A 25,062-nucleotide genomic window follows, 5' to 3' on the forward strand; every position below is an offset into this window, starting at 1 on the left:
GGGCACGCCGCTCACCGCCCGAACGCGCCCGGGTGCCGTCGGACGCCCCGTCCGACGGCACTCGGCTTTGCAAAGTGTCCGTCGACTTTGCAAAGTGCACTTTGCAAAGTCGACGGACACCCGGGCAGGCCGCCCCAGGAGAAACGTTCCACCTCACGAAACCAGGGCCGACCGCACGCACGAAGGTGCCGTCGGACGCTGCGTCCGACGGCACCCCAGCACCGCAAAGCGGGACGTGGACTTTGCAAAGTGCACTTTGCAAAGTCCACGAACACCCGCCACCCGCCCAGGTGCGGCCCGCACGCCACCGGCCGCACCAGCAGGCCGCACGCCGGAGGCAGTACCGAACGGCCCGCACCAGCAGAAACGTCCCGTCAGGCGGACCCGGCGCCGGCCGACCGCCGACGCAGCAGCCAGAAGCCGCCGATCCCGCCCACCACCAGCAGCGCGCCGCCCGCGAGTTCCGCGGGGTCGGCAGCCACCGAACCGCCCAGACCGGTCTTCACCGCACCGTGCGGGGCGACCTGCTGACTGCCGGCACCGGACTGGCCGAGCGAGCCCGCCCACTCGCCGGCCGCCTCGCTCCAGCCGCCCAGGCCCGAGGGCGCGGAGGAGCCGCCGGTGGACACCGAGACCGTGGTCACCGTGACATTGGTGGTGAAGGCGCCGCCGTCCGGGCAGCTGCCGTCGATCTTGTTCTCGCCGCTGTTCTTGCTCGCCAGCCGGGCGGAGCCGGTGTGCTTGCCGTCGGAGCCGAGCGTGAGGGTGGCCGGGCCGCCCTCGAAGGCCGGCGAGTTGGCGGTGATGGTCTTGGCGTTGGGCTTGTCGGACTTCTCGCAGGCGACCGTGACCGTCACGGTCTGGCCCGGTGCGGCCTGGGACGGGCTGACCGAGGCCGCGCCGTCCTTGGCCAGCGCGAGGGGGGCCGTCAGGCCGGTCAGCACCGTCGCGCCGATCAGGGCGGCGGCGGCCGTACGCGTGGGGCGCATACCGGAACCTCCGGGTTCTCTCGGGCACAGCCGGGGACTCCGAAGTCCACGTGATCGAACAACTGCACCCGGTCACTCACCGACGGTAGGCACACCCTCCGCACCCGGCCACCGCTCTGGCCCGTTCGAGCGAGAGCCGGCCACCGTCGGTGACCGGCCCGCCGGGAGGAAGCGGAATCAGAGGTCGAGGTCGACGACCACCGGGGCGTGGTCCGAGGTGCCCTTGCCCTTGCGCGCCTCGCGGTCGACATAGCTGTCGGTGACGGCGTCCACGAAGGGCTTGTTGGCGTAGGTGAGGTCGATCCGCATGCCCCGGTTCTTCGGGAAGGCCAGCTGGCGGTAGTCCCAGTAGGTGTAGGGGCGGTCGTACTTGAGCGGGCGGGGCAGCACGTCGTGCAGGCCGGCCGCGTCCAGGGCGGCGAGGGCGGCGCGCTCGGCGGGGGTGACGTGGGTCAGGCCCTCGAAGGCGGCCAGGTCGAAGACGTCCTCGTCGGTCGGGGCGATGTTGAAGTCACCGAGGACGGCGAACGGGCGCTCACCGGCGGCGTCGTCCAGCGAGGCCACCCGCAGCGCCTCCAGCCACTCCAGCTTGTAGCGGTAGTGGGCGTGGTCGACCTCGCGCCCGTTCGGCACGTAGACGGACCAGACCCGGACCGGGCCGCAGGTGGCGGCGATCGCACGCGGCTCGACGTCGGGCAGCAGGGCGTCGTCGGCGAGGTAGCCGGGCTGCCCGGGCAGGTCGCGCACGACCTCGTCGAGACCGATCCGGGAGAGGATCGCCACGCCGTTCCACCGGCCGTTGCCGTGCGCGGCCGTCTCGTAGCCGAGCTCGCGGACGGGCTCGTACGGGAAGGCGTCGGCGGCGCACTTCAGCTCCTGGAGGCAGAGCACGTCCGGCTTGGCGCTCTCCAGCCATTCGAGGAGCTTGGGCAGCCGCGCGGTGACGGAGTTGATGTTCCAGGTGGCGATGCGGACGGTCACGGCGGGCGGCCTTCCCGGTGGTTCGGTACGGACGGGGTGGGCGCCCCGGTCGCCCGGACGACGCCCACCCCGAATCTACCGAACGGCACCGACAAACCGGTCCGGCCTCACGGCTCGGTCCGCCTCACGGCTCGGGCCGGACCACCGCCGCCGAGCCGCCGCCGCGGCGCACCGGTTCGGCGGCGGCGACCCAGCGGCCGTCCGGCAGCCGCTCGACACCGGTCGCCGCACCGATCTCCGGCGTACTGGCGAACACATGCCCGAGCGCCTCCAGCCGCGCCCGTTCGGGCAGCGCGAGGAAGCCGGGCTCGGCCTGGGTGGCGGCCGTGTTGCGCTGGCTGGCACGCGGCGCGGCGATCGCCTGCTCCAGGCTCAGCCCCCGGTCGAGTCGGCCGAGCAGCACCTGGAGGGTGGTGGTGATGATCGTCGCCCCGCCGGGCGAACCGGCCGCCAGCACGGGCTCGCCGTCGCGCAGCACGATGGTCGGCGAGAGCGAGGAGCGCGGCCGCTTGCCCGGGCCGGGCAGGTTGGGGTCGGGCACGCCCGGCACCAGCGGGGTGAAGTTGAAGTCGGTCAGCTCGTTGTTGAGCAGGAAGCCGCGGCCGGGGACGGTGATGCCGCTGCCGCCGGTCTGCTCCAGGGTCAGCGTGTAGGAGACGACGTTGCCCCAGCGGTCGGCCACGGTGAGGTGACTGGTGCTCAGCCCCTCGTAGGGCTCGGCGGCCGGCGCGGGCCCGGCGGTCGCGCAGGCGGCGGGGTGGCGCGGGTCGCCGGGCGCGATCGGGCTGGTCAGAGCGCGGTCGGGGCTGATCAGGCAGGCCCGGGAGGCGGCGTACCGGGCGGAGAGCAGCTCCTTGACCGGGACGTCGTTGAACGCGGGGTCGCCCACCCAGCGGTTGCGGTCCGCGAAGGAGAGCCGCGAGGCCTCCAGGAAGTGGTGGTAGTACTGCGTGGCGTCGTAGTCGGCGAGCTCGCCGTCCTCCAGGATGCCGAGCGCCTCGCCGACGGTGGTGCCGCCGGAACTGGACGGGGCGATCGAGTAGAGGTCGTAGTCCCGGTAGGCGACGTGGGTCGGCTGCTGGCGGCGGACCCGGTAGTCGGCGAGGTCGGTGGCGTCCACCTTGCCGGGGCGGGCGACCCGGCCGGAGGCCGGATCGACCGGCGGGTGCTGGACGGTGCGGACGATGTCGGCGGCGATCCCGCCCCGGTACAGGGCCTCGGTGCCCTCCTGGCCGAGCTGCCGGTAGGTGGCGGCGAGGTCGGGGTTGCGGAAGGTGGAGCCGACCGCCGGGAGCGCTCCGCCGGGCAGGAACAGCTTGGCGGTGTCGGGGAAGTCCTTGAACCGGGCCTGGTTGAGCGCGGTCTGGTCCTGGAAGGTCTGGTCGACGGTGAAGCCGCGCTCGGCGATCCGCCGGGCGGGTTCGAGCGCCTCGGCGAAGCTGCGGCGGCCCCAGAGTCCGACGGCGGTCTCCCAGGTGGCCGGGGAGCCGGGCACGCCGACCGACAGGCCGCTGGTGACGGCGTCGGCGAAGGGCAGCGGCTGGCCGTTCTCCAGGAACAGCGAGGTGTCGGCGGTCCGGGAGGCGGTCTCCCGGCCGTCGATGGTGTGGACCCGGCCGGTGGCGTGGTCGTAGTAGACGAAGTACCCGCCGCCGCCGATGCCGGCCGAGTACGGCTCGGTGACACCGAGCGCCGCGGCCACCGCGACCGCCGCGTCCACGGCGTTGCCGCCCTTGCGCAGCACCTCGATCCCGGCCGCCGTGGCATCGGCGTCCACACTGGCGACCGCACCGCCCCGGCCGACCGCCTCGGGCACCTTCGCGGGCGGCGCCGCGGCCCCGGCCGGCCCGGCGGCGACCGTGCAGACCAGGGCGGTGGCGAGCAGTAACGGCGGTGCGATCCGGACCAGAGCTCTCATGCGGACTCCTCCTGAATGGACGTCAACTCCGTTGTTTCACAACAGCCATGACCCCGACAACAGGGCCACGGTGCTACCAACGGGTAGTTGACACGGGGCGCCGGGCCACCCGACCTCCCGCCCGGGCGGTGATCACCTTTCGGGTTCGAACAGATCGGAGAGATGAAGAGACGAAGAGATGAAGAAGCATGACCGCCGCAGGCACGCCGATGGTCTGCGGCCCCGGCACGGACGGCCGCAACCGCTGGAAGTCGGCCGGCTGACACACCGTCCCGGAACGCCTCCGGGGCAGGAAGTCGGTCCGGCCGACTTCCTGCCCCGGAGGCGTTCCGCGGTACGACCCGCTACGGCACCGCGCGTTCCACCCGGCGGCGCTTGATGGTGCGGAAGCGGCGGGCGACCTGGCGGGCGAGGTCGGCGGCGCCGACCAGGCCGGCCTCGTTGCCGAGGGCGGCGTGCACGATGGTCGACTCGGGGCGGAAGCCACGGCCGGTGAGGGTGCGGCGGAAGGTGTCGCGGGCGGGGGCGAGGAGGAGGTCGCCGGCCTCGGAGACGCCGCCGCCGATGACGAAGCGGCCCGGGTCGAGGGCGGCCGCCAGGTTGGCGATGCCGACGCCCAGCCAGGTGCCCACGTCGTAGAGCAGTTCGGTGGCGGTCGGGTCGCCGGCCCGGGCGGCCTCGGTGACCAGGGGGCCGGTGATGCCCTCGACGGTGCCGCCGGCGCGGGCCAGCAGCGCCTGGACCACCGGGGACTCCTCGGCGACCAGTTCGCGGGCGTCCCGCACCAGTGCGTTGCCGGAGGAGTACTGCTCCCAGCAGCCCCGGTTGCCGCACGGGCAGCGGTGGCCGCCGGGCACCACCTGCATGTGCCCGAACTCGCCCGCCAGCCCGTACTTACCCCGGTCCACGTAGCCGTCGCGGACGACGGCGCCGCCGATGCCGGTGCCCAGGGTGAGCATCACCATGTGCTCCTCGCCCCGGCCGGCGCCGAAACGCCACTCGGCCCAGGCGGCGGCGTTGGCGTCGTTCTCGACCACGACCGGGAAGCGCAGCCGGGAGCTGAGCGCCTCCCGGAGCGGTTCGCCGCGCCAGTTGAGGTGCGGGGCGAAGAGCACGGTGGAGCGTTCGGCGTCGACCCAGCCGGCCGCGCCGATGCCGACCGCGTGGACGTCGTGCCGGTCGGCGAGTTCCAGCACCAGCTCGACGATGACGTCCTCGACCACCTTGGCGCTCTTGGACTTGTCGGGCGTGTCGGTGCGCAGCTTCTCCAGCACCTTGCCCTCGCCGTCGACCACACCCGCGACCACCTTGGTGCCGCCGATGTCCACGCCGATGGTCGGCAGCCGGAGCAGGCCGGCCGGAAGGGCCCGGCGGCGGCGCTCGGCGCGCGGCCCGAGGCCGAGCAGGGTGGGCAGGACCGGCGGTCGGTTGCCGCCGTGGGGGCTGGTCACGGCTGGGGACGCTCCTCTGCGGGGTCGACGGGACCGGTGGAACCAGTGGAATCGGTGGAATCGGTGGGATCGGTGGAGCCGGCGGGTCCGGCCGGACCCGCCGGACCGTTCGTGGGCCGGCCCAGCTCGTGCGACAGCTCGGCCAGGTCGGAGCCGCCCGCCATTTCGAGGGTGAGCTGTTCCAGGCCGATCTCCGCCCGCGCGTGGCTGCCCGCCGTGCGACCGCGCTTCAGCAGGGTGAAGTGGTCGCCGACCAGGTAGGCGTGGTGCGGGTTGTGGGTGATCAGGACGACGCCGAGTCCGGCGTCCCGGGCGGCGGTGACGTACTTGAGCACCACCCCGGACTGCTTGACGCCGAGCGCGGCGGTCGGCTCGTCCAGGACGAGCACCTTGGCGCCGAAGTGCACGGCGCGGGCGATGGCCACGCACTGGCGCTGGCCGCCGGACAGGGTGCCGATCGGGCGGTCCACGTCGGGCAGGTCGATGCCCATGTCCGCGAGCGCCCGGCGGGTGGTGGCGCGCATGCCGTCGGCGTCGATCCGCAGGCCGCCCCAGCGCTTGTACCCCTGTTCGGAGCCGAGGAAGAAGTTGCGCCAGACGGGCATCAGCGGGACGACGGCGAGGTCCTGGTAGACGGTGGCGATGCCCCGGTCCAGGGCCTGGCGCGGGGAGTCGAGGCGGACCTCCTCGCCGGCCACCGTGAAGGTGCCCTCGTCGTGCCGGTGCAGCCCAGCGATGATCTTGATCAGGGTGGACTTGCCGGCGCCGTTGTCGCCGAGCACACAGCTGATCTCGCCGGACCGCAGGGTCAGCGAGACGTCCTCCAGGGCCCGCACGGTGCCGTAGGTCTTCCCGACCCCGGTGAGGGAGAGCAGCTCGGTCATCGGGGTCCCCGTTCGGCGCGGCGCTTGACCCAGGTGTTCAGCAGGGCGGCCAGCAGCAGCATCGCGCCCAGGAAGAACTTGAACCAGTCGGGGTTCCACTGGGCGTAGATGATGCCCTTGCTGGCCATGCCGAAGATCAGCGCGCCCAGCGCGGAGCCGACCACCGAGCCGTAGCCGCCGGTGATCAGACAGCCGCCGATGACGGCCGCGACGATGTAGATGAGTTCGTTGCCGACGCCCTCGCCGGACTGCACGGTGTCGAAGGAGAACAGCAGGTGCTGGCCGAGCACCCAGGCGCCGAAGCCGACGAACAGGTAGAGCACCGTCTTCGTCCGGGCGACCGGGACGCCGACCGCCCGGGCCGCGGCCGCGTCGCCGCCGACCGCGAAGACCCAGTTGCCGAAGCGGGTGCGCAGCAGCACCCAGCTGCCGGCCAGCAGCAGGCCGAGCCACCACCAGACGGTGGCCTTGATCGTCAGCCCGCCGACGGTCACCTCGGAGGCGAACAGCCAGCGGCAGGAGGCGAAGCCCTCCATGTCGGAGATCGGCTTGGTGGAGACGGTGCCCGAGACCAGCTTGGTGACGCCGAGGTTGGCGCCGGTCAGCATCAGGAAGGTGCCGAGGGTGACGATGAAGCTCGGCAGCTTGGTGCGGGAGAGCATCCACCCGTTGAACAGGCCGACCGTCAGCGTGACGGCCAGCGACACCAGCACGCCCACCCAGGTCACCGCGGTGAGCTGGTAGGAGACCATCGACGAGGTCAGCGCGGCGGTGGTGACCAGGACGCCGGCGGACAGGTCGAACTCGCCGCCGATCATCAGCAGCGAGACCGGTACGGCCATGATCCCGATGGTGGAGGCCGCGTACAGCACGGTGCCGAGCGAGGAGACCCGCAGGAAGGGCTCGGCGACGGCGGCGAAGACCAGGAAGACCGCGACGGCGGCGATCAGTGCGCCGAGCTCGGGCCGGCCGGCCAGGCGGCGCAGCGCGGCCGGGCGCTCGCGGCCCTGGACGAGGACGTCCGAGGAACTCACCTGGTCCCCCTCGCCACGTACTCGGCGAGGGCGTCCGCGTCGTCCTTGGTGAGGATCTGCGGGCCGGTGGCGACCGGCTTGCCGCCGCCGAGCATGTCCAGGTTGGAGCGGTAGAGCCAGAGCAGGTCGACGCCCTCGTAGCCCTGGAGGTAGGGCTGCTGGTCGACCGCGAAGCCGACGGTGCCCGCCTTGAGGCCGGAGACGACCTGGGTGCCCAGGTCGAAGGTGTCCAGCTCGACCTGGCGGTGGGCGTCCTGGATCGCCTGGAGTCCGGTGGCGGCCATCGGGCCGGAGAGGGTGAGCACGGTGTCGATCGCCGGGTCGGCCTGGAGCTTGGCGGAGACCGCCGCGCGGGCGTCGGGCATGTTGACGCCGTCGACGTACAGCACCTGGAAGGCGCCGCCGGCGGTGCCCCGGGCGCCGCCGCAGCGCTGTTCCTGGCCGACGTTGCCCTGCTCGTGGATGACGCAGAGGACGTTCTTGCGGCCGCGGGCGGCCAGCTCGGTCCCGGCGGCCTGGCCGGCGGTGCTCTCGTCCTGGCCGATGTGGGTGAGGGCGCCGAACCGGGCCGAGAACTCCTGACCGGAGTTGATCGTGATGACCGGGATGCCGGCGGCCTTGGCCTTGCCGAGCACGTCGGCCATCGCCTCGCCCTTGGCGAGGGTGACCAGCAGGCCGTCGACCTTCTGGTCGATGGCGGCCTGGACGAGCTGGACCTGGTTCTGGGTCTGCGCGTCGTTGGAGTACAGGAAGGTGATGTTGTCCTTGGCGGCGGCCTGCTCGGCGCCCTTGCGCACGGTGTCCCAGAAGGCGTCGCCGGCCCCGGCGTGGGTCACCATGGCGACCTTCCAGCGCGGGGTGGTGACGGCGGTGCCGGCACCGGCGGCGGCCTTGGCGCGGGCCTCCTCGGCGCGTCTGCCTCCGGTGCTGCTGCAGCCGGCGACGGCGACCGTCAGGGCCAGGACGGCCAGCGTCGCGGCGACGGGCCGGAGCCGGCGGACGGGAATCGTGCGGGTTGTGCTCATCCCCATAGTCTCGCCTCCCGGCGGACGGGCGTTCGCACCGCCTCGCCCGGCGGGCCGATCCGTCCGGACGGTATCGTGCCCTGCGGGGGGATTCCTGGGAGTCCGCTGGACGCGGGGTCCGGGCAGAGCCTGCCAGGGTGGCAGACTGGGGCGGACCCGAAAAGGGAGCTTCACGGAAACGTGATGTTCCTCTCAGGTTCCGCACAGATTCGGACGGCAACCGATCCCCCGTTACGGGCCGTCTGATGCCATTGAGGTGGCGTTCCGGGCGAGTGGGGCCCGGGCGGCTTCGAACCCGGATACGAGAAACATTCATGCAACTGACAGGTACGCCGTTCTTCGTCTGCACGGTCGTTCTCGTGCCGATCTCCATCGCCGTGGCGATGTGGGCCTGGGCCCGGGTCAAGGGACCCGAGCCCGTGCGCGTCCTGTCCAGGCTCGCCATGATCGTCTTCTGTCAGGCCACCGCGGTGGTCATGGTCTTCGTGATGGTCAACAACGCCAACCTGATCTACGGCAGCTGGGACGACCTGCTCGGGACCGGCAAGCACGTGCGCGCGGTGCCGGTCGTGCCGCCCGCCGACCCGGCCGCGGGGGCCGGTCAGAGCGGCTCCCCGACCCCGGGCGCGCCCGCCCCGGCGGGCGACGCGGCGCACCCGCCGGCCAACAAGGTCCAGCAGGCCTTCCGCGGCGTCGACGACCCGAAGGTGCCGAACGACGTCCAGAAGACCGACCTCAAGGGCCAGCTGTCCGGCGTCGACGGCGAGGTGCTGGTCTGGCTGCCGCCGCAGTACAACGACCCCGCGTACAAGGACAAGAAATTCCCGGTGGTCGAGCTGATCCCCGGCTTCCCCGGCTCCTCCTCCACCTGGTACGGCACGCTCAAGGTCTCCGAGCAGCTCAAGCCGCTGATGCAGCAGGGCAAGGTGGCCCCGTTCATCCTGGTCTCGCCGCGCACCCTGCTGCTGGGCAACCGCACCGACGCCGGCTGCACCGACGTGCCGGGCAAGGTGAACGCGGACACCTGGCTCACCCGGGACGTGCCGCAGATGGTCCTGGACAACTTCCGGGCCGACCCCTCCGCCGACCGCTGGGCGATCGCGGGCTACTCGGCCGGCGCCCACTGCGCCACCAAGCTCTCGCTGGCCCACCCCAACCGCTACCGGGCCGGCGTCAGCCTCTCCGGCTACAACGACCCGGCGAAGGAGCCGGACTCGCTGGTCGGCAAGGACGCGAAGCTGCGCGACGCCAACAACCCGGTGAGCATCGTGAAGGCCGCGCCGCAGCCGCCGAAGGTCTCGCTGTACATCTCCGGCAACAAGGGCGACGGCTTCGAGGACGGCCAGGCCGTCGCCGGGGCCGCCAAGGCGCCGACCACCGTCCAGGTGGTCGAGACCACCGGGCCGCACACCAGCGACGTGTGGAAGGACATGGTGCCGGGCGTGTTCGAGTGGCTGACCGGCATCATCCCGGCCCACTGACGGACTGCCCGCGGTACGGCGACGGCCCCGGAGCGCGATGCTCCGGGGCCGCCGCCGTCCGGGGGGACCGTCAGGCGAGTTCGAGGGCCAGGTAGAAGTCCACCCGGTCCTCCAGCCGGGACAGGTCGCGTCCGGTCAACTCCTCGATGCGGCCGATCCGGTACCGCAGGGTGTTGACGTGGACGTGCAGCTGCGCGGCGCACCTGGTCCACGAACCGTCCGAACGGAGGAACGCCTCCAGCGTGCGGACCAGGTCCGCCTGGTGCTCGATGTCGTAGGCGATCACGGTGTCCAGCAGCCGGCTGCGGAAGGCCCGGCGCACCTCGTCCGGCACGGCGGCGAGCAGCAGCACGTGCGAGGCCAGCTCCTCCGGCCCGGCCACGCAGACCCGGCCGACCCTGGCCGCGGCGATCCGGCGGGCGTGCCGGGCCTCCTCCAGCGCGCCGCGCAGGCCGACCGCCTCCTTGGCGGGGGCCGAGACCCCGAGGGTGATCCGCCCCTCCGAACCGAGCCCGGCCTCCAGCGGGGCGAGCAGCTCGCGCAGGGTGTCGGCGGGCACCGGGCTGTCCAGCGCGGGGAGCACCACCACCGCGCCGGCCCCGGCCCCGGCCACCAGCGCCCGGTCGGTGGTGCCGCCGAGCGCCTCCTCCAGGACCGCCCGCACCGCGCCCTCGGGCAGACCGGTGCCCTCGGCACTGAGCACCAGCCAGGAGCCCTCCGGTGCCTGCGGCTTCGGCTCGCGGCTCTCGTAGCGGGCGGCCATCGCCGAGGACGCATACAGGGTGCGGCTGATCTCGGCCGGGTCCGCGTCGCGCTGGAGCAGGGTGAGCACCTCGTCGGCGAGGCGGCGGCGCAGCCGGCGGCCCTCGTCCCGGCGCTGGCGTTCGGCGGCGACCAGCCGGGCCAGGTTCTCGGCGAGCTGCTGGCGCTTCGCGGTCCACTCGGTGACGTCGCCCGCGACCGCGAGCACCCAGTCGGCGAGCGGCGCCTCGGCCTCGGGCGCGGCCGGTGCGGGCAGCAGCGAGTAAGCGCCGGCCGCGAGGCGGGCCCGGTGCGGGGGGCGGCGGCGCTGGCGCTGGGCGGCGAGGTGGGCGCGGATCAGCTGGTCCCGGTCGGCGGCCGGGAGCCGGTCGACGGGGCCGGCGATCACCGCGCCGGTGGGGGTGAGCACCCAGCAGTCGAGGTCGAGGTCGCCGCCGAGCAGGTCGAGGACGGCGTCCAGACCGCCGCCGCCGGCCGCCGAGACCAGCAGCCGGTGCCGGTCGACCAGGGCCGCCAGGTCGGCGGCCCGGTCGGCGGAGACCTGGCGGCCGACGAACTCGGTGACGGTGCCGAAGGCGATGTCGTCGGGGACGGCCAGCAGTGGCATCCGGTGCCGGCGGCAGGCCTCGACGAGGTCCTCGGGCACGGGGCCGACCTCGGCCTCGCCGGCCGCCAGGGCGACCGCGCCGCCGGCCACGATGGTGCGCACGAAGCGCTCCGAGTCGGCCGGGGCGGTGCGCCAGAGCATGCCGGTGAGGACCAGCTCGCCGCCGTGCAGATAGCGCCCCGGGTCGTGCAGGTCGGTCGTCATGACCCCGCTGACCTGCCGGTCCAGCTCCTCCTCGGCCGCGAGCAGACGCAGGCGCGGGGCGCCGGGGGCGAGCAGGTCACGGACACGCATCCGGAGGCTCCTAACGGGCAGGTGGCGGGGGTGGGGGCGGTCCGAGGGCTCGGTCCGGGGTGACAGTGTGCCCGAACATCCGTGCTCGGCGTTACGTCCCAACGGGTGCCCGGATCACGAGGCCGTAGCTCGGGAATCACGGCCGGATTACGGTCGTAGGTGTGGCCCGGCCGACGGCTGGGCTGCGAGATCGTGCTTCTTAGAGGAACGTACAGGATGCCGGGCGGGACCACAGCCGGGGCTTCATGCCATCGGTGACTGCCAGTGGCCCCCGTCACAGCGGTTCACTGGCCACACGCCGCCGGACACACCCCGGTGACCGGGAACCGACGCGGAGGCGACGACGCGGAGGTCCCGGTGCGAACACCGGGGCCCGGGCGACCGGGCCGGGCACTGTGCCCACCCGTCCGGACGGCGACGACTTGAGGAGACACCCGCATGGAGTTCCTTCGGCCCGCCACTTGGGACGAGGCGCTCGCGGCGAAGGCCGAACACCCGGCCGCGCTGCCCGTCTCGGGCGGTACGGACGTCATGGTCGAGATGAACTTCGACGTGCACCGGCCACCCGCGATTCTCGACCTGAACCGCGTCACCGAGCTCACCGAGTGGTCGAACGACGGCGAGGTGGTCCGACTCGGCGCAGCCGTCCCCTACAGCCGGATCATCGACGAGCTGTCCGGCCCGCTGCCCGGCCTCGCGCTGGCCGCCCACACCGTCGGATCCCCGCAGATCCGCAACCGCGGCGGCGTCGGCGGCAACCTGGGCGCGGCCTCGCCGGCCGGCGACTCCCACCCGGCGCTGCTGGCGGCCGGCCGGGACGTCCTGGTCGAGGCGGCCTCGGTCCGCGGCACCCGGCTGATCCCGATCGACGACTTCTACGTCGGGGTGAAGCGCAACTGCCTGGAGCCGGACGAGCTGATCCGCGCCGTGCGGATCCCGGTCGCCGACGGTCCGCAGCAGTTCTCCAAGATCGGCACCCGCAACGCGATGGTGATCGCGGTCTGCGCGTTCGGCTTCGCCCTGCACCCGCGCACCGGCACCGTCGGCACCGGCATCGGTTCGGCCGCGCCCACCCCGCGCCGCGCCGTGGAGGCCGAGGAGTACCTGCGGGACGTGCTCGCCGAGCGCGGCCTGTGGGAGAGCGGGGAGCTGCTGGGGGCCGAGGTGATCCAGCGGTTCGGCGAGCTGGTCAAGGCCGCCGCCTCCCCGATCGACGACGTCCGGGGCACCGCCGACTACCGGCGGCACGCGCTCGCCGTGATGGCACGGCGCACGCTCACCTGGACCTGGAACGACTACCGCAAGCAGATCAGGAGCGCGGCATGAGGGTCACGTTCACCGCCAACGGCAAGCCGGTCGAGGCCGACGACGTGTGGGAGGGCGAGAGCCTGCTCTACGTGCTGCGCGAACGCGTCGGCCTGCCCGGTTCGAAGAACGCCTGCGAGCAGGGCGAGTGCGGTTCCTGCACCGTCTACCTGGACGACGTGCCGGTCTGTTCCTGTCTGGTCGCGGCCGGCCAGGTGCAGGACCGCGAGGTGCGCACCGTCGAGGGGCTCGGCGGCGAGGACGGCGAGCTGGGCCTGGTCCAGCAGGCGTTCGTGGACGCGGGTGCCGTCCAGTGCGGCTTCTGCACGCCCGGTCTGCTGGTGCAGACCGACGCGCTGCTGGCGCAGGACGCCCAGCCGTCCGACGCGGACATCCGCGAGGCCCTGTCGGGCAACCTGTGCCGGTGCACCGGCTACGAGAAGATCATGGACGCGGTGCGGCTGGCGTCCGCCCGCAAGTGCGCCGGCTCCCACGCCGGTGGGGCGGTGGCGGAATGAACGCGCGGACGAACGACCGGGACGGCGGCCTCCGGAGCGAGGCCGGGAACGAGGCCAGGAGCGAGGCCCGGACCGCGGTCCGGAACGAGGCCCGGACCATCCAGGGCCAGAAGAACCTCCAGGACATCCGGCAGTCCAGCAAGGACGGCATCGGCGGCTCGCCGCTGCGCCCGGACGGCACGCTGAAGGTGCGCGGCGAGTTCGCGTACTCCTCCGACATGTGGCACGAGGACATGCTCTGGGGCATGGCGCTGCGCTCGCCGCACCCCCGGGCGAACATCCTCTCCGTGGACATCTCCGAGGCGCTCACCGTGCCCGGTGTGTACGCCGTGCTCACCCACGAGGACATCCCCGGCGCCAAGTACTACGGCCTGGAGATCGCCGACCAGCCCGCGCTGGCGATCGACAGGATCCGGTACCACGGCGAGTCGATCGCGCTGGTGGCCGCCGACCACCCGGAGACCGCCCGCCGCGCGGTGAAGAAGATCAAGGTCGAGTACGAGGTGCTGACCCCGATCGTCACCGAGGAGCAGTGCCTCGACCCGGAGACGTACGGCTACGTCCACGAGCCGCACGAGTACAAGTCGCACGCGTACGGCAACATCTGCCACGAGCAGAAGCTGGTCTCCGGTCTCGGGGTGACCGACGAGGTACGGGCCCTGGCCGACGTCGTGGTCAGCGGCACCTACGAGGTCGGCATGCAGGACCAGGCCTTCCTGGGCCCGGAGTCCGGGCTCGCGGTGCCGGCCGAGGACGGCGGCATCGACCTCTACATCGCCACCCAGTGGCTGCACGTGGACCGCCAGCAGATGGCGCCGGTGCTCGGGCTGCCGGAGGAGAAGGTCCGGCTCACCCTGGCCGGTGTCGGCGGGGCCTTCGGTGGCCGCGAGGACCTCTCGATGCAGATCCACGCCTGCCTGCTGGCCCAGCGCACCGGCAAGCCGGTCAAGATCGTCTACTCCCGGGACGAGTCCTTCTTCGGCCATGTGCACCGCCACCCGGCGAAGATGTACTACGAGCACGGCGCCACCCGGGACGGCAAGCTGGTCTACGCCGACGCCCGGATCGTGCTGGACGGCGGCGCCTACGCCTCCGCCTCGCCCGCCGTGGTCGGCAACGCGGCCTCGCTCGGCCACGGCCCCTACGTCGTCCCGAACGTGCGGATGCACGCGATCGCGCTCTACAGCAACAACCCGTCCTGCGGGGCGATGCGCGGCTTCGGCGCGGTGCAGGCGGCGTTCGGCTACGAGACCCAGATGGACCGGCTGGCCGCCGAACTGGGCATGGACCCGGTCGAGCTGCGTCAGCTCAACGCCATGACGCAGGGCGACCTGATGCCCACCGGCCAGGAGATCGACGCGCCCGCGCCGGTCGCCGAACTGCTCCGCCGGGTCAAGGACATGCCGCTGCCGCCGCCGCTCGACACCGACGACCTGGACGTGCGGCTGCTGCCCGGCGCGCTGTCCAACACCTCGCACGGCGAGGGCATCGTGCGCGGCGTCGGCTACTCGGTCGGCATCAAGAACGTCGGCTTCTCCGAGGGCTTCGACGACTACTCCACCGCCCGGGTGCGGCTGGAGGTGATCGGCGGCGAGCCGGTCGCGCTGGTGCACACCGCGATGGCCGAGGTCGGCCAGGGCGGCGTCACCGTGCACGCCCAGATCGCGCGGACCGAGCTGGGCGTCGAGCAGGTGACCATCCACCCCGCCAACACCGAGGTGGGCTCGGCCGGTTCGACCTCCGCCTCCCGCCAGACCTACATGACGGGCGGCGCGGTCAAGCTGGCCGCCGAGGCGGTCAAGCGCGAGCTGATCGAGAAGGGCCGGCGCCGCTACGGCTGGACCCAGCAGGACCTCACCCTGTCCGGCGGCAAGGTCGTCTCCGAGTCGGCGGGCGCCCTGGTCTCCATGGTCGACCTGCTCGGCGACGACGCCATCGACCTCACCCGCGAGCACCACCACCGCCCGACCGTCCCGTTCGACAAGGAGACCGGGCAGGGCTTCGGCCACGTCCAGTACACCTTCTGCGCCAACCGCGCGGTGGTCGACGTGGACGTCGAACTGGGCCTGGTCAAGGTGGTCGAGCTGACCGCCGTCCAGGACGTCGGCAAGGCGCTCAACCCGCTCTCGGTGGTGGGCCAGATCCAGGGCGGCTGCACCCAGGCGCTCGGGCTGGCGGTGATGGAGGAGATCATCGTGCGGGACGGCAAGGTGCGCAACGCGTCCTTCACCGACTACCTCATCCCCACCATCCTGGACACCCCGCCGATCCCGGTGGAGATCCTCGAACTCCCCGACCCGCACGCGCCGTACGGGCTGCGCGGGGTGGGCGAGGCGCCGACCGTCTCGGCGACGCCGTCCATCGTGGCCGCCATCCGCAACGCCACCGGTCTGGCGCTGCGCCGGATCCCGGTCCGGCCCGAGCACCTGACCACCGAACGGCCCGGGGAGCTGTAACCCGCACCGCCCCCACACCCCACACCCCCACGACTCCCCGGGGCGGCGTCCGGTCTTCCCCGCCGCCCCGGGGCCGAGCACCACCAGCACGGCCCGCACGACCCGCACGACCAGCACCACTCGCACGACCCGCACGACCCGCACGACCCGCACGACCCGCGCACCCCGTACCACCCGTACGGTGCGCGACCCGCACGGCCCGCACGATCTGCACGGCACTTCCCGGCACCACCACGGCACTGCCACCCGCGGCGCCACCGCACTGCCACCGCACCAGGACCGCCGCCCGCCCACGCCGGGGCCGGGCGCCGGCCCGAACCACCCGTGCAACGTGAGTCGAATCGTCCCCCTGTGCCACGCCTTCGTCGCCTGGCTGCCAGGTCGGCTCGCCCACCCCAACCCCCTTTGACACTTGGGAGTGGACATGACCAGGATCCCCACGGAGCCCGGCACCACTGCAGACAGACCCACCGAGGCCGTCGAGGCCACCGGGAACGACACCCCCACGTCGCCCCCGGCCGCGCCCAGGAACGCGCTGGACGCCTACTTCAAGATCTCCGCCCGGGGCTCGACCCTCGCCAACGAACTCCGGGGTGGTCTCACCACCTTCATGGCGATGGCGTACATCATCCTGCTGAACCCGCTGATCCTCAGCGGCGCCGACGTCACCGGCGTCAAGCTGGACCACGCGGCGCTCACCACCGCCACCGCGCTCGCGGCGGCCGTCACCACGATCCTGATGGGCGTGGTCGGCAACGTGCCGCTCGCCCTCGCCGCCGGCCTCTCCGTCTCGGGCGCCGTCTCGGCCCTCGTGGTGCCGCACACCACCTGGCCGCAGGCGATGGGCCTGTGCGTCATCTACGGCCTGCTGATCGTGCTGCTGGTGGTGTCCGGCCTGCGCGAGAAGATCATGAACGGCATACCCCTGCCGCTCAAGCACGCCATCACCATCGGCATCGGCCTGTTCGTCACCGTGATCGGCCTCTTCAAGGCCGGCGTCATGCACACCGGCGGACCCACCCCGCTCTCGCTCGGCCCGGCCGGTGAACTCGCCGGCTGGCCGGTCCTGATCTTCTGCCTCACCCTGCTCGCCATCTTCGTGCTGATGGCCCGCAACGTCCGCGGCGCGATCCTCATCGGCATCGCCGGCGGCACCGTGGTCGCGATGATCGTCAACAAGCTGGCCGACGTACCCGCCGACGCCTGGCGCAACTCCGCACCGGTCTGGCCCGGCTCGCCGGTCGCCGCGCCCGACTTCAGCCTGTTCGGCGACGTCGACCTGTTCGGCGCCTTCGGCGGCCAGGGCCTGGGCGCGATCAGCGCCTCGGTGGCGGTCTTCACCCTCGTCCTGGCCGGCTTCTTCGACGCGATGGCCACCATCATCGGCGTCGGCACCGAGGCCGGACTCGCCGACAAGCGCGGCCGGATGCCCGGACTCTCCAAGGCCCTGTTCATCGACGGCGCCGGCGGCGCGGTCGGCGGCCTGGCCGGCGCCTCCGGGCAGACCGTGTTCGTCGAGTCCGCGACCGGCGTCGGCGACGGCGCCCGCACCGGACTCGCCTCCACCGTCACCGGCGCACTGTTCGCCCTGATGCTGTTCTTCTCGCCGCTGGCCGCCATCGTGCCGGTCGAGGTGGCCTCGGCGGCGCTGGTCGTCATCGGCTCGATGATGATGAGTCAGGCCCGGCACATCGACTGGTCCGACCGCGAGGTGGCCATCCCGGCCTTCCTCACCTGCACGCTGATGCCCTTCACCTACAGCATCACCGCCGGTGTCGCGGCCGGCGTGATCTCCTACACGGTGATCAAGGCCGGCCGGGGGCGGTGGCGCGAGCCCGGGGCGCTGATGTGGATCCTCACCGGCGTGTTCGTCGTCTACTTCGCGCTCGGCCCGGTCAAGTCCTGGCTCGGCGTGCACTGACCGGACCGCGCCGGGCCCGCTCCCGGAGTACCCGCCGCCGTACGGGATCGTTCTCCCGTACGGCGGCGGGACCGCCCGTCCCGCCCGTCCCGCCCGGCCTGCCCGTCCCGTACGGCCCCTCCGACCCTGCTCGGCCCGCCCGTCCCGTCCGGCCCCACCGCACCCGATTGACTACCCTCGAAAGCGCAAAGGAGCTTCCGTCATGCAGGACATCGCCGAGCAGCTGCTGGCCTGGCACACGTCCGGCCGCTCCTTCGCCGTGGCCACCGTCGTCGGGGTCACCGGCAGCGCTCCGCGCGACCCGGGCGCCGCGCTCGCCGTCGACGCGGACGGCGAGGCGATCGGCAGCGTCTCCGGCGGCTGCGTCGAGGGTGCCGTCTACGAGCTGTGCCGGGCCGCGATCGAGTCCGGCGAGCCCGTGCTCGAACGCTTCGGCTACAGCGACGAGGACGCCTTCGCCGTCGGCCTGACCTGCGGCGGGGTGCTGGACGTCTTCGTCCAGCCGGTGCGTCCCGGGGCCGACCCGGCCCTCGACGCCGGTATCGCGCTGATCGCCGACGGCACCCCGGTGGCACTGGCCCGGGTGGTCGCCGGACCGGCCGGACTGCTCGGCGCCACCGTCGCCGTCACCGCCGACACCCACCACGGCCTGCTCTCCCCCGCACCCTCCGTGGCCGCCCCGCTGGAGCGCTCCGTCGTCGCCGAGGCCCGGGCCATGCTCGACGCCGGCCGCACCGGCCGGCTCGTCCTCGGCCTGGACGGACGCCCCTGCGACGAGCACGGGCAGGGCACCGTCACCCTCTTCGTGGAGTCGTACGTGCCCGCGCCGCGGATGCTGGTGTTCGGCGCGATCGACTTCGCCGCCGCGGTGGTGCGGATCGGCAAGTTCCTCGGCTACGACGTCACCGTCTGCGACGCCCGGCCCGTCTTCGCCACCGAACGGCGCTTCCCCGAGGCCGACCGGGTGGTCGTCGACTGGCCGCACCGCTACCTGGACACCCAGCTGGACCGGCTGGACGGCCGGACCGTGCTCTGCGTGCTCACCCACGACGCCAAGTTCGACCTCCCGCTGCTGGAGCGCGCGCTGCGGCTGCCGGTCGGCTACGTCGGCGCGATGGGCTCGCGCCGCACCCACCGCGAGCGCGAGGCCGGACTGCGCGCGGCCGGACTGACCGATGCCGAGATCGGGCGGCTGCGCTCGCCCATCGGCCTCGACCTCGGCGCCCGCACCCCCGAGGAGACGGCCGTCTCCGTCGCCGCCGAGATCGTCGCCCACCGGCGCGGCGGCAGCTGCCTGCCGCTGAGCGCCGGTACCGGGCCGATCCACCACGACCTGGCGCAGGACCGGGCGGCGGCCGAGGGCAACGGGAAGACGGCGGACCGCCGGGACCTCGCGCCGCACGCCGCCTGAAACCGTTCCGGAGCACGCGGGGCGGTCAGCGCACCACGTTGTGGGCCTCGCAGATCAGCGGCGGGCCGCCCGCGATCCCCACCTCGCGGAGGATCGGCAGCAGCACCGCCGCGAAGTGCTCGAAGGCCTCCCGGGACTCCCAGACATCGGTCACGTACCAGCCCGCGCCGTCCGGCAGCGGGCCGGCCGCGTGCGTCAGCAGCCCGCGCACCGGCCAGTCCTCGGGCCGGTTCAGCCCGGAACCGCCGGTCAGCCGGTCCACCGACTCCTCGTACTGCTCCCGGCTGACCCCGGGAAGCTCGAACACCACGATGACCGCCATCGGGAGACTCCTGTCCTGCGCTGCCCGCGTGTCCTGCGCTGCCTCGCTCCGGGGCGGCGTCCGCTCACCGCCCGGCCGCCTCCCAGTGCAGCCCCCGAACCGCCCGGACGGCCACCCGGTACCGCCGACCGGGTGAATTGCGAGCCCCCCGGGAGCGGAGCACGCTGGAACCGAGGACTCGTCCGGGCCCTCGTCCGCGCCCGGGAAGGGGCACCGCCATGCGCGCGCTGCTGGAGATCGAACTCGACACCCAGACGGCCAACCGGGCCGTCGCGGACGGCGCCATCATGGCGAGGTTCAACCAGATCATGGCCGACCTGAAGCCCGAGGCGGCCTACGCCTTCCCGCGCAACGGGCGGCGCTGCCAGATCGTGGTCGTCGACGTCGCCGACGAGGCCGCCGTGGTCGCGATCTGCGAGCCGTTCTGGCTGGAGTTCAACGCCCACATCGACATGCACATCTGCATGACCCCGGACGACCTCCGCGAGGGCCTCGGCCGCGTGGGCCGCTGAGCGCACTCCCGGTGCGGCCGCGCCGGCCGGGCCGTCGTGCGCTCAGCGACCGCCCACGACCACCGGAGGGACGGGCGCGGGAAGGTACTTCGCACAAGGCCCGTTCCACCGTGCGATCTGCGGGCACGCTCCGCAACCGGGTGGCCGACCGGCCGACGGCGGCCCGGGCCGGTGCTCATTCCTTCGCGGGTCCGGCGGCCCGCAGGCGCAGGTGTCAGCTGTCGGTCTCGGCGGCGACCCCGACCACGACGAGGCCGGGGCGCGGGACGGCGAGGACGTTCGCCGGCCGACCGGTGGCGGCGCCGGTGGTGATCGTGCGGTCCGGGTAGCCGGACCAGGCCGACGGCACCGGGCAGTCGCAGGGCCCGGTGGCCCAGCAGCCGCAGGCGAAGGAGACCGACCAGTCGTCGGAGGCGACCTCCGCGACCAGTTCGGCCGGCGCATGGTCCCGGACGGCGAAGACGGTGCTGCCCCGGCCCGAGCAGGTCGGCGGCAGGCTCTCGACCTCCGACGGGGGCAGCAGCCGCACGGTCCACTCCCGGGGGCCGCCACGGCCGTTGACCCGCAGGTGGGTCACGTCGGCGGTGATCAGGCCCAGGGAGCGGTGGGAGACGGCCCAGCCGCCGGTGAGCCGGTCGTGGGTCCGCGTGCGCTCGGCGGTGCTGGTGAGCGGCGAGATGGAGAGGAAGGCCCGTTCGGAGAGCCGCACCGTGAGCTCGGCGACGGCGGCGGCGCCGGGCACGGGCAGGGCGACCCTGAACCGCTCCTCGGTCTCCTCGGCGCCGTCCTGCGCGCCGGAGAAGGGCCCGGCACTGGGCTTCCCCCCGGGAACCGGCACGGCGTCCCGCGGCGCGGTGCTCCGCGCGGACCGCTGGTGTTTCGGCCGTGAGGGCTCCGGCCGCGGCGTGGCGGCCGACGGGCCACCGGCCCGGAGCGCCGCGGCCGTTGAGGCGGCGTCGGCGGCGTCGGCGGCAGCGTCAGCGGCGTCGGCGGCGTCGGCGTCGGCGGCCGAGCGTGCGGCGGCGCGGGCGGACACCTCGGCCGCCGTGGCCGCCCGCCGGGCGGGCGCGCGCAGCACGAGCGCGGTGAGCAGACAGCCCAACAGGAAGGCAATGACGACCAGCACGATCCCCCCGAGAAGTGCGACCGCCAGAGACTACCGGGAGCGGCTCACCGACCGCTCGGGCGTGCTCGAGCTGCGTCCCCGCCCCGGTGTTCCCCGGGCCCCGGCCCCCTTCAGGGCCCGGGGCCGGCGGCGGATCGGCCCCGGGCGCCGGCCGCGACCGCTTCGGCCCGGACCTGCTGGAGCGGACGTTCCCGTGTCCCGGTCGCACGATCGGCCGGACGGAACCCGGCTAGTCGGAGACCGCGAGCCTCACACCGAAGCCGACCACGGCCAGGCCCGTCACCCGGTCCATCGCCCGGCGCGCGGCCGGGCGGCGCAGCCAGCCGCGCAGGGCCCGGGCGAAGCCCACCAGGACCGTCGACCAGAGCAGGCCCTCGACCACGTGCACGCAGGTCAGCGCTACACCGGCGGCGAAGTGCGGGGCGCCCGCCGGGATGAACTGCGGCAGCACCGCCACGTAGAAGACGCCCACCTTGGGGTTGAGCAGATTGGTCAGCAGGCCGCGCTGCCAGCCCGCGGTGAGACCGCCGGCCGGGGTGTCCGCGGGGGTGTCCGCCGGGGTGTCGTCCGCGGGCTCCGAACGGGCGCGGGAGCGGAGCATCCCCACGCCCATCCACACCAGGTACGCGGCGCCGGCCCAGCGCAGGATCTCGTAGCCCAGCTGCGAGGCGGTGAGCAGTGCCGTCACACCGGCCGAGGTGAGCGCTCCCCACAGCAGGGTGCCGGTCTGGATGCCGAGCACCACGCCCCAGGCCTGCCGCCGGTGGCCGAGCGCCGAGGTGCGCAGGATCAGGGCGGTGTCCAGGCCCGGGGTGAGCGTCAGCAGGCCCACCACGAGGGCGAAGGACCACAGGGCGGTCGTCATCTCCATGGCCCACGATCGTACGGGGGGCGGGCGGCCCGGCCGCGAGGAGATCTGCGACCGCCCGCGGCACCGGGCGGTCAGTGGGCACGGTCAGGACGGACGGCGCACCCGCTCCGCCACCCGGCGGCCCTCCTGCTCGGTCGGGTCGAACTCCACCCGCTGCCCCTCGACCAGCGTCCGGTCGCCGCCGTCCGCCGCCACGATCGAGTCGTAGTACACGTACAGCGCCGGGCCGTCGTCGTCGGGGGTGATCAGGCCGTACCCATGGTCGGCCTGGTAGGACTGCACGATACCGGTGGCCATCGGGGTCTCCTCGGGTCCGTTGTCGGCACGCGGCCGCGGCCTCCCCCTCGCCATCCATGATCGGTGCAGAACCCGCCGGGCGCACGCCCCGGCCCGGACGGAAGGACGGCGACGGATGCGGACGGCCCGCGCGATCTCCCTGCTCCTGCTGCTGCAGGCCCGCCGCAGCATGACCGGCGCGGAACTCGCCGCCGAGCTGGAGGTCTCCGAGCGCACCGTGCAGCGCGACGTGCTGGCGCTGGCCGAGGCCGGGGTCCCGGTGTACGCCGACCGGGGGCGGGCCGGCGGCTACCGGCTGCTCGACGGCTACCGCACCCGGCTGACCGGGCTGGACCGGGCCGAGGCCGAGGTCCTGCTGCTGGCCGGACTGCCCGGGCCGCTCCAGGACATGGGCCTCGCCGATCCGGCGCTCGCCGCCCGGCTGAAGGTGGCCGGCGAACTGGGCGGGGCGCCGTCGGCCGGGGCGCGGCGGTTCCACCTGGACGCGCCCGGCTGGTTCCGCGACGCGCCCGCGCCGCCGCTGCTGGCCGAGGTCTCGCGCGCCGTGTGGGGCGGGCTGCTGCTGCGGGTGGACTACCGGCGGCGGCCGGACGCCGGCCCGGTCGAGCGGCTGCTGCGGCCCGCCGGGCTGGTGCTGAAGGCGGGCACCTGGTACCTGGTCGCCCGACCGGAGGAGGACGGTGCCGAGCACCGGGTGTACCGGGTGGACCGGCTGGTCGCCGCCGAACCCTCGGGGCGGGCGTCCGCCCCCGGCCCGGCCGACGAGGCGTTCGACCTGGCCGCGTTCTGGGAGGCCCGGGCCGAGGACTTCGCCCGCTCGCTGCTGCGGGAGACGGTGACCGTACGGCTCAGCGCGCTCGGCCTGGAGCGGCTGCCGCACCTGCTCGAACCGGTCGCCGCCCGGGAGGCGCTGGCGAGCGCCGGACCGCCGGACGGCGAGGGCCGGGTGACCGTCCGGCTGCCGGTGGAGTCGCTGGAGGTCGGCTACGAGGAGATCCTGCGGCTCGGTCCCGAGGCCGAGGTGCTGGAACCGCCGGGCCTGCGGCAGCGGTTCGCGGAGGCGGCGGCGCGCGCCGCCGCCCTGTACGGCGCTCCGCCCGCCGGCCGGCCTCAGCGGTAGCCGGCCGGGTCCACCGGGCCGTCCGCGCCCTCGATGTCCACCAGGTAGCGCCAGGCGTCCGGCCGGCTCCCGTCCAGGTCGGTGAAGCCGTACTCCAGGGCCAGGCCGCCGCTGGACAGCGAGGTGCCGTTGCGCCGCGCCCGGTCGGGATCGGTGGCCAGCGCGACCACCGCGCGGCCCACGTACGCCGGGGACTCCGAGATGCCGAACTGCGGTTCCGCCGCCGTCGCCTCCCGCCACGTCGCCTCGGTGACGCCGAAGTGCTCCAGCATCATCTCCGAGCGCATCCAGCCCGGGGTGAGCGCCACCGCCGTCGCCCCGCGCGGGCCCAGCTCGTGCCCGAGCGCGAAGGCCATCCGCAGCACGGACGCCTTGGCGATGTCGTAGAAGAAGGAGTTCCGGTACCGGGTCGCGTTGTACTCGGCGGTGCCGTCGGTCATCTCGACCACCAGCCCGCCGGGGCGGCGCAGCAGCAACGGCAGCAGGTGGTGGCTGGTGACGGCGTGCGTCTCGACGGCGAGGCGCAGCAGCCGCAGTCCCTTGTCGAGGTCGTGCTCCCAGACCGGGACGTTCCAGCCGAACAGCTCCTCGCCGCCCCAGATGTCGTTCACCAGGATGTCCAGGCCGCCCTGTTCGGCCTCGATCCGGGCGGCCACGGCCGCGACGTCGGCCGGGACCAGGTGGTCGGCGCGCACCGCGATGCCGTGACCACCGGCGGCCGTGACCAGCTCGGCCGTCTCCTCCAGGGTCTCCGGCCGCCCGTACTCCCCCCGGTGGCCCTCGGCGCTGCGCCCCGTCCCGTAGACCGTCGCCCCGGCGGCGCCCAGCGCCACCGCGATGCCCCGCCCGGCGCCCCGGGTGGCTCCGGCCACCAGTGCGACCTTGCCCTTCAGCGGCTGCTCGGTCATGTCTCGCCCTTCCTCACGTGCCACGGTGTCTCCACCCGTCACCGGTGATGCTTCCCGGGAATCCCGACACCTCCTGTCGGGATTCCGGACAGGAACCACGGACAGACGTATGGCGGCGGTACCATACCCATATGACTCTCAAGCGCACCACTGTCTACGTCGAAGCCGAGGATCTCGCCGTGATCAAAGAGGCGGCGGCCAGAGAAGGGATAGCGGAAGCGGAGATCATCCGGGAAGGGATCCACCTCGCGGCCATGTCCCGGCGCACCTGGGACGAACCGTTCTTCAGTCGGACCTACAAGCCGATCGGCGAAGCGACCGCGGACGACGTCTGGGCCGACAAGGCAGCGGCCTACGAGAGGACGAAGCAGGCCGACGTCTCGCCCGAACGAGAGCAGGGCGCCGCGTGATCGTCGTGGTGGCGGACACCTCCGGCCTGCTCGCGGCCCTCGACGAGGACCACTCGGCCGGACCCGCAGCACGGGAGGTCCTGGACCGCTCGGGCCTCCTGGTGGTCTCCCCTGTGCTGCTGAGCGAACTCGACCACCTGGCCCGGCGGATCCTGGGATTCGACGCGGCTGTCGACGCGGTGAACGACATCCTGCACCGGGTCAGGTCCGGACGGGCGGTGATGCCCGAGATCACCGCCGAAATCCTGGAAGCCGCGCAGGCCGTTCGAGCCAGGCATCTTGGTCTTCGCCTCGACATCGCGGACGCCGTCAACATCGCCCTGGCCGCGCAGTTCCGCACGGACGCGATTCTGACACTCGATCAACGTGACTTTCGAGCGGTCCGCCCTCTGACGGCCGAGCACAAGGCTTTCCGGGTACTGCCCTTCGACCTCTGAATCGTCTTCCCGGCCCGGGGTG

The 25,062-nt window shown here is 73.5% G+C and carries 23 protein-coding genes; 10 read left to right on the forward strand and 13 right to left on the reverse strand.

Going from position 1 to position 25,062, the window contains the following annotated elements; translation table 11 throughout:
• Positions 1-374 precede the first annotated feature (374 nt).
• The 7 genes from BLU95_RS09090 to BLU95_RS09120 all read right to left on the reverse strand — a co-directional run bounded on the left by BLU95_RS09090 (position 375) and on the right by BLU95_RS09120 (position 8,282).
• A complete protein-coding gene (locus tag BLU95_RS09090) occupies positions 375-989 on the reverse strand; it encodes a hypothetical protein (RefSeq protein WP_093859548.1) in 615 nt (204 codons plus the stop codon).
• A gap of 177 nt (positions 990-1,166) precedes the next feature.
• A complete protein-coding gene (locus BLU95_RS09095) occupies positions 1,167-1,970 on the reverse strand; it encodes an exodeoxyribonuclease III (RefSeq protein WP_093859549.1) in 804 nt (267 codons plus the stop codon).
• Between the two features lie 124 nt (positions 1,971-2,094).
• Complete coding sequence (ggt, locus tag BLU95_RS09100; protein ID WP_093859550.1) at positions 2,095-3,888, reverse strand: gamma-glutamyltransferase; 1,794 nt, start codon at positions 3,886-3,888, stop codon at positions 2,095-2,097.
• Between the two features lie 344 nt (positions 3,889-4,232).
• On the reverse strand, positions 4,233-5,339 hold the full coding sequence (locus BLU95_RS09105) for an ROK family glucokinase (RefSeq protein ID WP_093859551.1): 1,107 nt from the start codon (positions 5,337-5,339) through the stop codon (positions 4,233-4,235).
• Positions 5,336-6,223: an ATP-binding cassette domain-containing protein gene (locus tag BLU95_RS09110; protein ID WP_093859552.1), complete on the reverse strand. Its 888-nt coding sequence runs from the start codon at positions 6,221-6,223 to the stop codon at positions 5,336-5,338. The genes BLU95_RS09105 and BLU95_RS09110 overlap by 4 nt, the downstream gene beginning before the upstream one ends.
• A complete protein-coding gene (locus tag BLU95_RS09115; protein WP_093859553.1) occupies positions 6,220-7,257 on the reverse strand; it encodes an ABC transporter permease in 1,038 nt (345 codons plus the stop codon). The genes BLU95_RS09110 and BLU95_RS09115 overlap by 4 nt, the downstream gene beginning before the upstream one ends.
• Positions 7,254-8,282: a substrate-binding domain-containing protein gene (locus BLU95_RS09120; protein WP_093864744.1), complete on the reverse strand. Its 1,029-nt coding sequence runs from the start codon at positions 8,280-8,282 to the stop codon at positions 7,254-7,256. Before BLU95_RS09120 ends, BLU95_RS09115 begins: the two co-directional genes overlap by 4 nt.
• Positions 8,283-8,596: 314 nt before the next feature.
• Between BLU95_RS09120 and BLU95_RS09125 the strand changes: the two genes are divergently transcribed.
• Positions 8,597-9,763 carry an alpha/beta hydrolase gene (locus BLU95_RS09125; RefSeq protein ID WP_093859554.1) on the forward strand — a complete coding sequence of 389 codons (1,167 nt, stop codon included), beginning with the start codon at positions 8,597-8,599 and terminating at the stop codon, positions 9,761-9,763.
• A gap of 70 nt (positions 9,764-9,833) precedes the next feature.
• On the opposite strand, the gene BLU95_RS09130 is transcribed toward BLU95_RS09125, so the two are convergent.
• Complete coding sequence (locus BLU95_RS09130; protein ID WP_093859555.1) at positions 9,834-11,426, reverse strand: PucR family transcriptional regulator; 1,593 nt, start codon at positions 11,424-11,426, stop codon at positions 9,834-9,836.
• 438 nt (positions 11,427-11,864) lie between these two features.
• Between BLU95_RS09130 and BLU95_RS09135 the strand changes: the two genes are divergently transcribed.
• From BLU95_RS09135 to BLU95_RS09155, 5 genes are all read left to right on the forward strand, one after another.
• Positions 11,865-12,752 (forward strand): FAD binding domain-containing protein, encoded by an 888-nt coding sequence (locus tag BLU95_RS09135; RefSeq protein WP_093859556.1) that lies wholly within the window; start codon positions 11,865-11,867, stop codon positions 12,750-12,752.
• Complete coding sequence (locus BLU95_RS09140) at positions 12,749-13,249, forward strand: (2Fe-2S)-binding protein (RefSeq protein ID WP_093859557.1); 501 nt, start codon at positions 12,749-12,751, stop codon at positions 13,247-13,249. The genes BLU95_RS09135 and BLU95_RS09140 overlap by 4 nt, the downstream gene beginning before the upstream one ends.
• Positions 13,246-15,705 (forward strand): xanthine dehydrogenase subunit D, encoded by a 2,460-nt coding sequence (pucD, locus tag BLU95_RS09145; RefSeq protein WP_231978490.1) that lies wholly within the window; start codon positions 13,246-13,248, stop codon positions 15,703-15,705. Before BLU95_RS09140 ends, pucD begins: the two co-directional genes overlap by 4 nt.
• Positions 15,706-16,129: 424 nt before the next feature.
• Positions 16,130-17,626: an NCS2 family permease gene (locus tag BLU95_RS09150; RefSeq protein ID WP_093859558.1), complete on the forward strand. Its 1,497-nt coding sequence runs from the start codon at positions 16,130-16,132 to the stop codon at positions 17,624-17,626.
• A gap of 202 nt (positions 17,627-17,828) precedes the next feature.
• A complete protein-coding gene (locus tag BLU95_RS09155) occupies positions 17,829-19,037 on the forward strand; it encodes an XdhC family protein (protein ID WP_093859559.1) in 1,209 nt (402 codons plus the stop codon).
• Positions 19,038-19,062: 25 nt separating this feature from the next.
• On the opposite strand, the gene BLU95_RS09160 is transcribed toward BLU95_RS09155, so the two are convergent.
• Positions 19,063-19,359 carry a hypothetical protein gene (locus tag BLU95_RS09160; RefSeq protein ID WP_093859560.1) on the reverse strand — a complete coding sequence of 99 codons (297 nt, stop codon included), beginning with the start codon at positions 19,357-19,359 and terminating at the stop codon, positions 19,063-19,065.
• A gap of 218 nt (positions 19,360-19,577) precedes the next feature.
• Here BLU95_RS09160 and BLU95_RS09165 point away from each other — a divergent pair, with 218 nt between their 5' ends.
• The gene (locus BLU95_RS09165) at positions 19,578-19,871 is read left to right on the forward strand and encodes a hypothetical protein (protein WP_093859561.1); all 294 of its coding nucleotides are present in this window, start codon (positions 19,578-19,580) and stop codon (positions 19,869-19,871) included.
• Positions 19,872-20,085: 214 nt separating this feature from the next.
• Here the strand turns inward: BLU95_RS09165 and BLU95_RS09170 are convergent, their stop codons facing one another.
• The 3 genes from BLU95_RS09170 to BLU95_RS09180 form a co-directional block, all read right to left on the reverse strand.
• Complete coding sequence (locus BLU95_RS09170) at positions 20,086-20,997, reverse strand: hypothetical protein (RefSeq protein ID WP_093859562.1); 912 nt, start codon at positions 20,995-20,997, stop codon at positions 20,086-20,088.
• Between the two features lie 229 nt (positions 20,998-21,226).
• Positions 21,227-21,868, reverse strand: coding sequence for a LysE family translocator (locus tag BLU95_RS09175; RefSeq protein ID WP_093859563.1), 642 nt, complete (start codon positions 21,866-21,868; stop codon positions 21,227-21,229).
• 84 nt (positions 21,869-21,952) lie between these two features.
• The gene (locus tag BLU95_RS09180) at positions 21,953-22,165 is read right to left on the reverse strand and encodes a cold-shock protein (RefSeq protein WP_093859564.1); all 213 of its coding nucleotides are present in this window, start codon (positions 22,163-22,165) and stop codon (positions 21,953-21,955) included.
• A 115-nt stretch (positions 22,166-22,280) separates the two neighbouring features.
• On the opposite strand from BLU95_RS09180, the gene BLU95_RS09185 reads away from it, so the two are divergent.
• Complete coding sequence (locus BLU95_RS09185) at positions 22,281-23,285, forward strand: helix-turn-helix transcriptional regulator (protein WP_093859565.1); 1,005 nt, start codon at positions 22,281-22,283, stop codon at positions 23,283-23,285.
• Here BLU95_RS09185 and BLU95_RS09190 read toward each other — a convergent pair.
• A complete protein-coding gene (locus tag BLU95_RS09190) occupies positions 23,276-24,193 on the reverse strand; it encodes an SDR family oxidoreductase (RefSeq protein WP_093859566.1) in 918 nt (305 codons plus the stop codon). The genes BLU95_RS09185 and BLU95_RS09190 overlap by 10 nt on opposite strands.
• 131 nt (positions 24,194-24,324) lie before the next feature.
• On the opposite strand from BLU95_RS09190, the gene BLU95_RS09195 reads away from it, so the two are divergent.
• Together BLU95_RS09195 and BLU95_RS09200 are read left to right on the forward strand one after the other, a co-directional pair.
• Positions 24,325-24,603 (forward strand): ribbon-helix-helix domain-containing protein, encoded by a 279-nt coding sequence (locus tag BLU95_RS09195; RefSeq protein WP_093859567.1) that lies wholly within the window; start codon positions 24,325-24,327, stop codon positions 24,601-24,603.
• Positions 24,600-25,040 carry a PIN domain-containing protein gene (locus BLU95_RS09200; RefSeq protein ID WP_093859568.1) on the forward strand — a complete coding sequence of 147 codons (441 nt, stop codon included), beginning with the start codon at positions 24,600-24,602 and terminating at the stop codon, positions 25,038-25,040. Before BLU95_RS09195 ends, BLU95_RS09200 begins: the two co-directional genes overlap by 4 nt.
• Positions 25,041-25,062: the final 22 nt, after the last annotated feature.

The sequence above is a fragment of the Streptomyces sp. TLI_053 genome (assembly GCF_900105395.1).
GTDB lineage: Bacteria > Actinomycetota > Actinomycetes > Streptomycetales > Streptomycetaceae > Kitasatospora.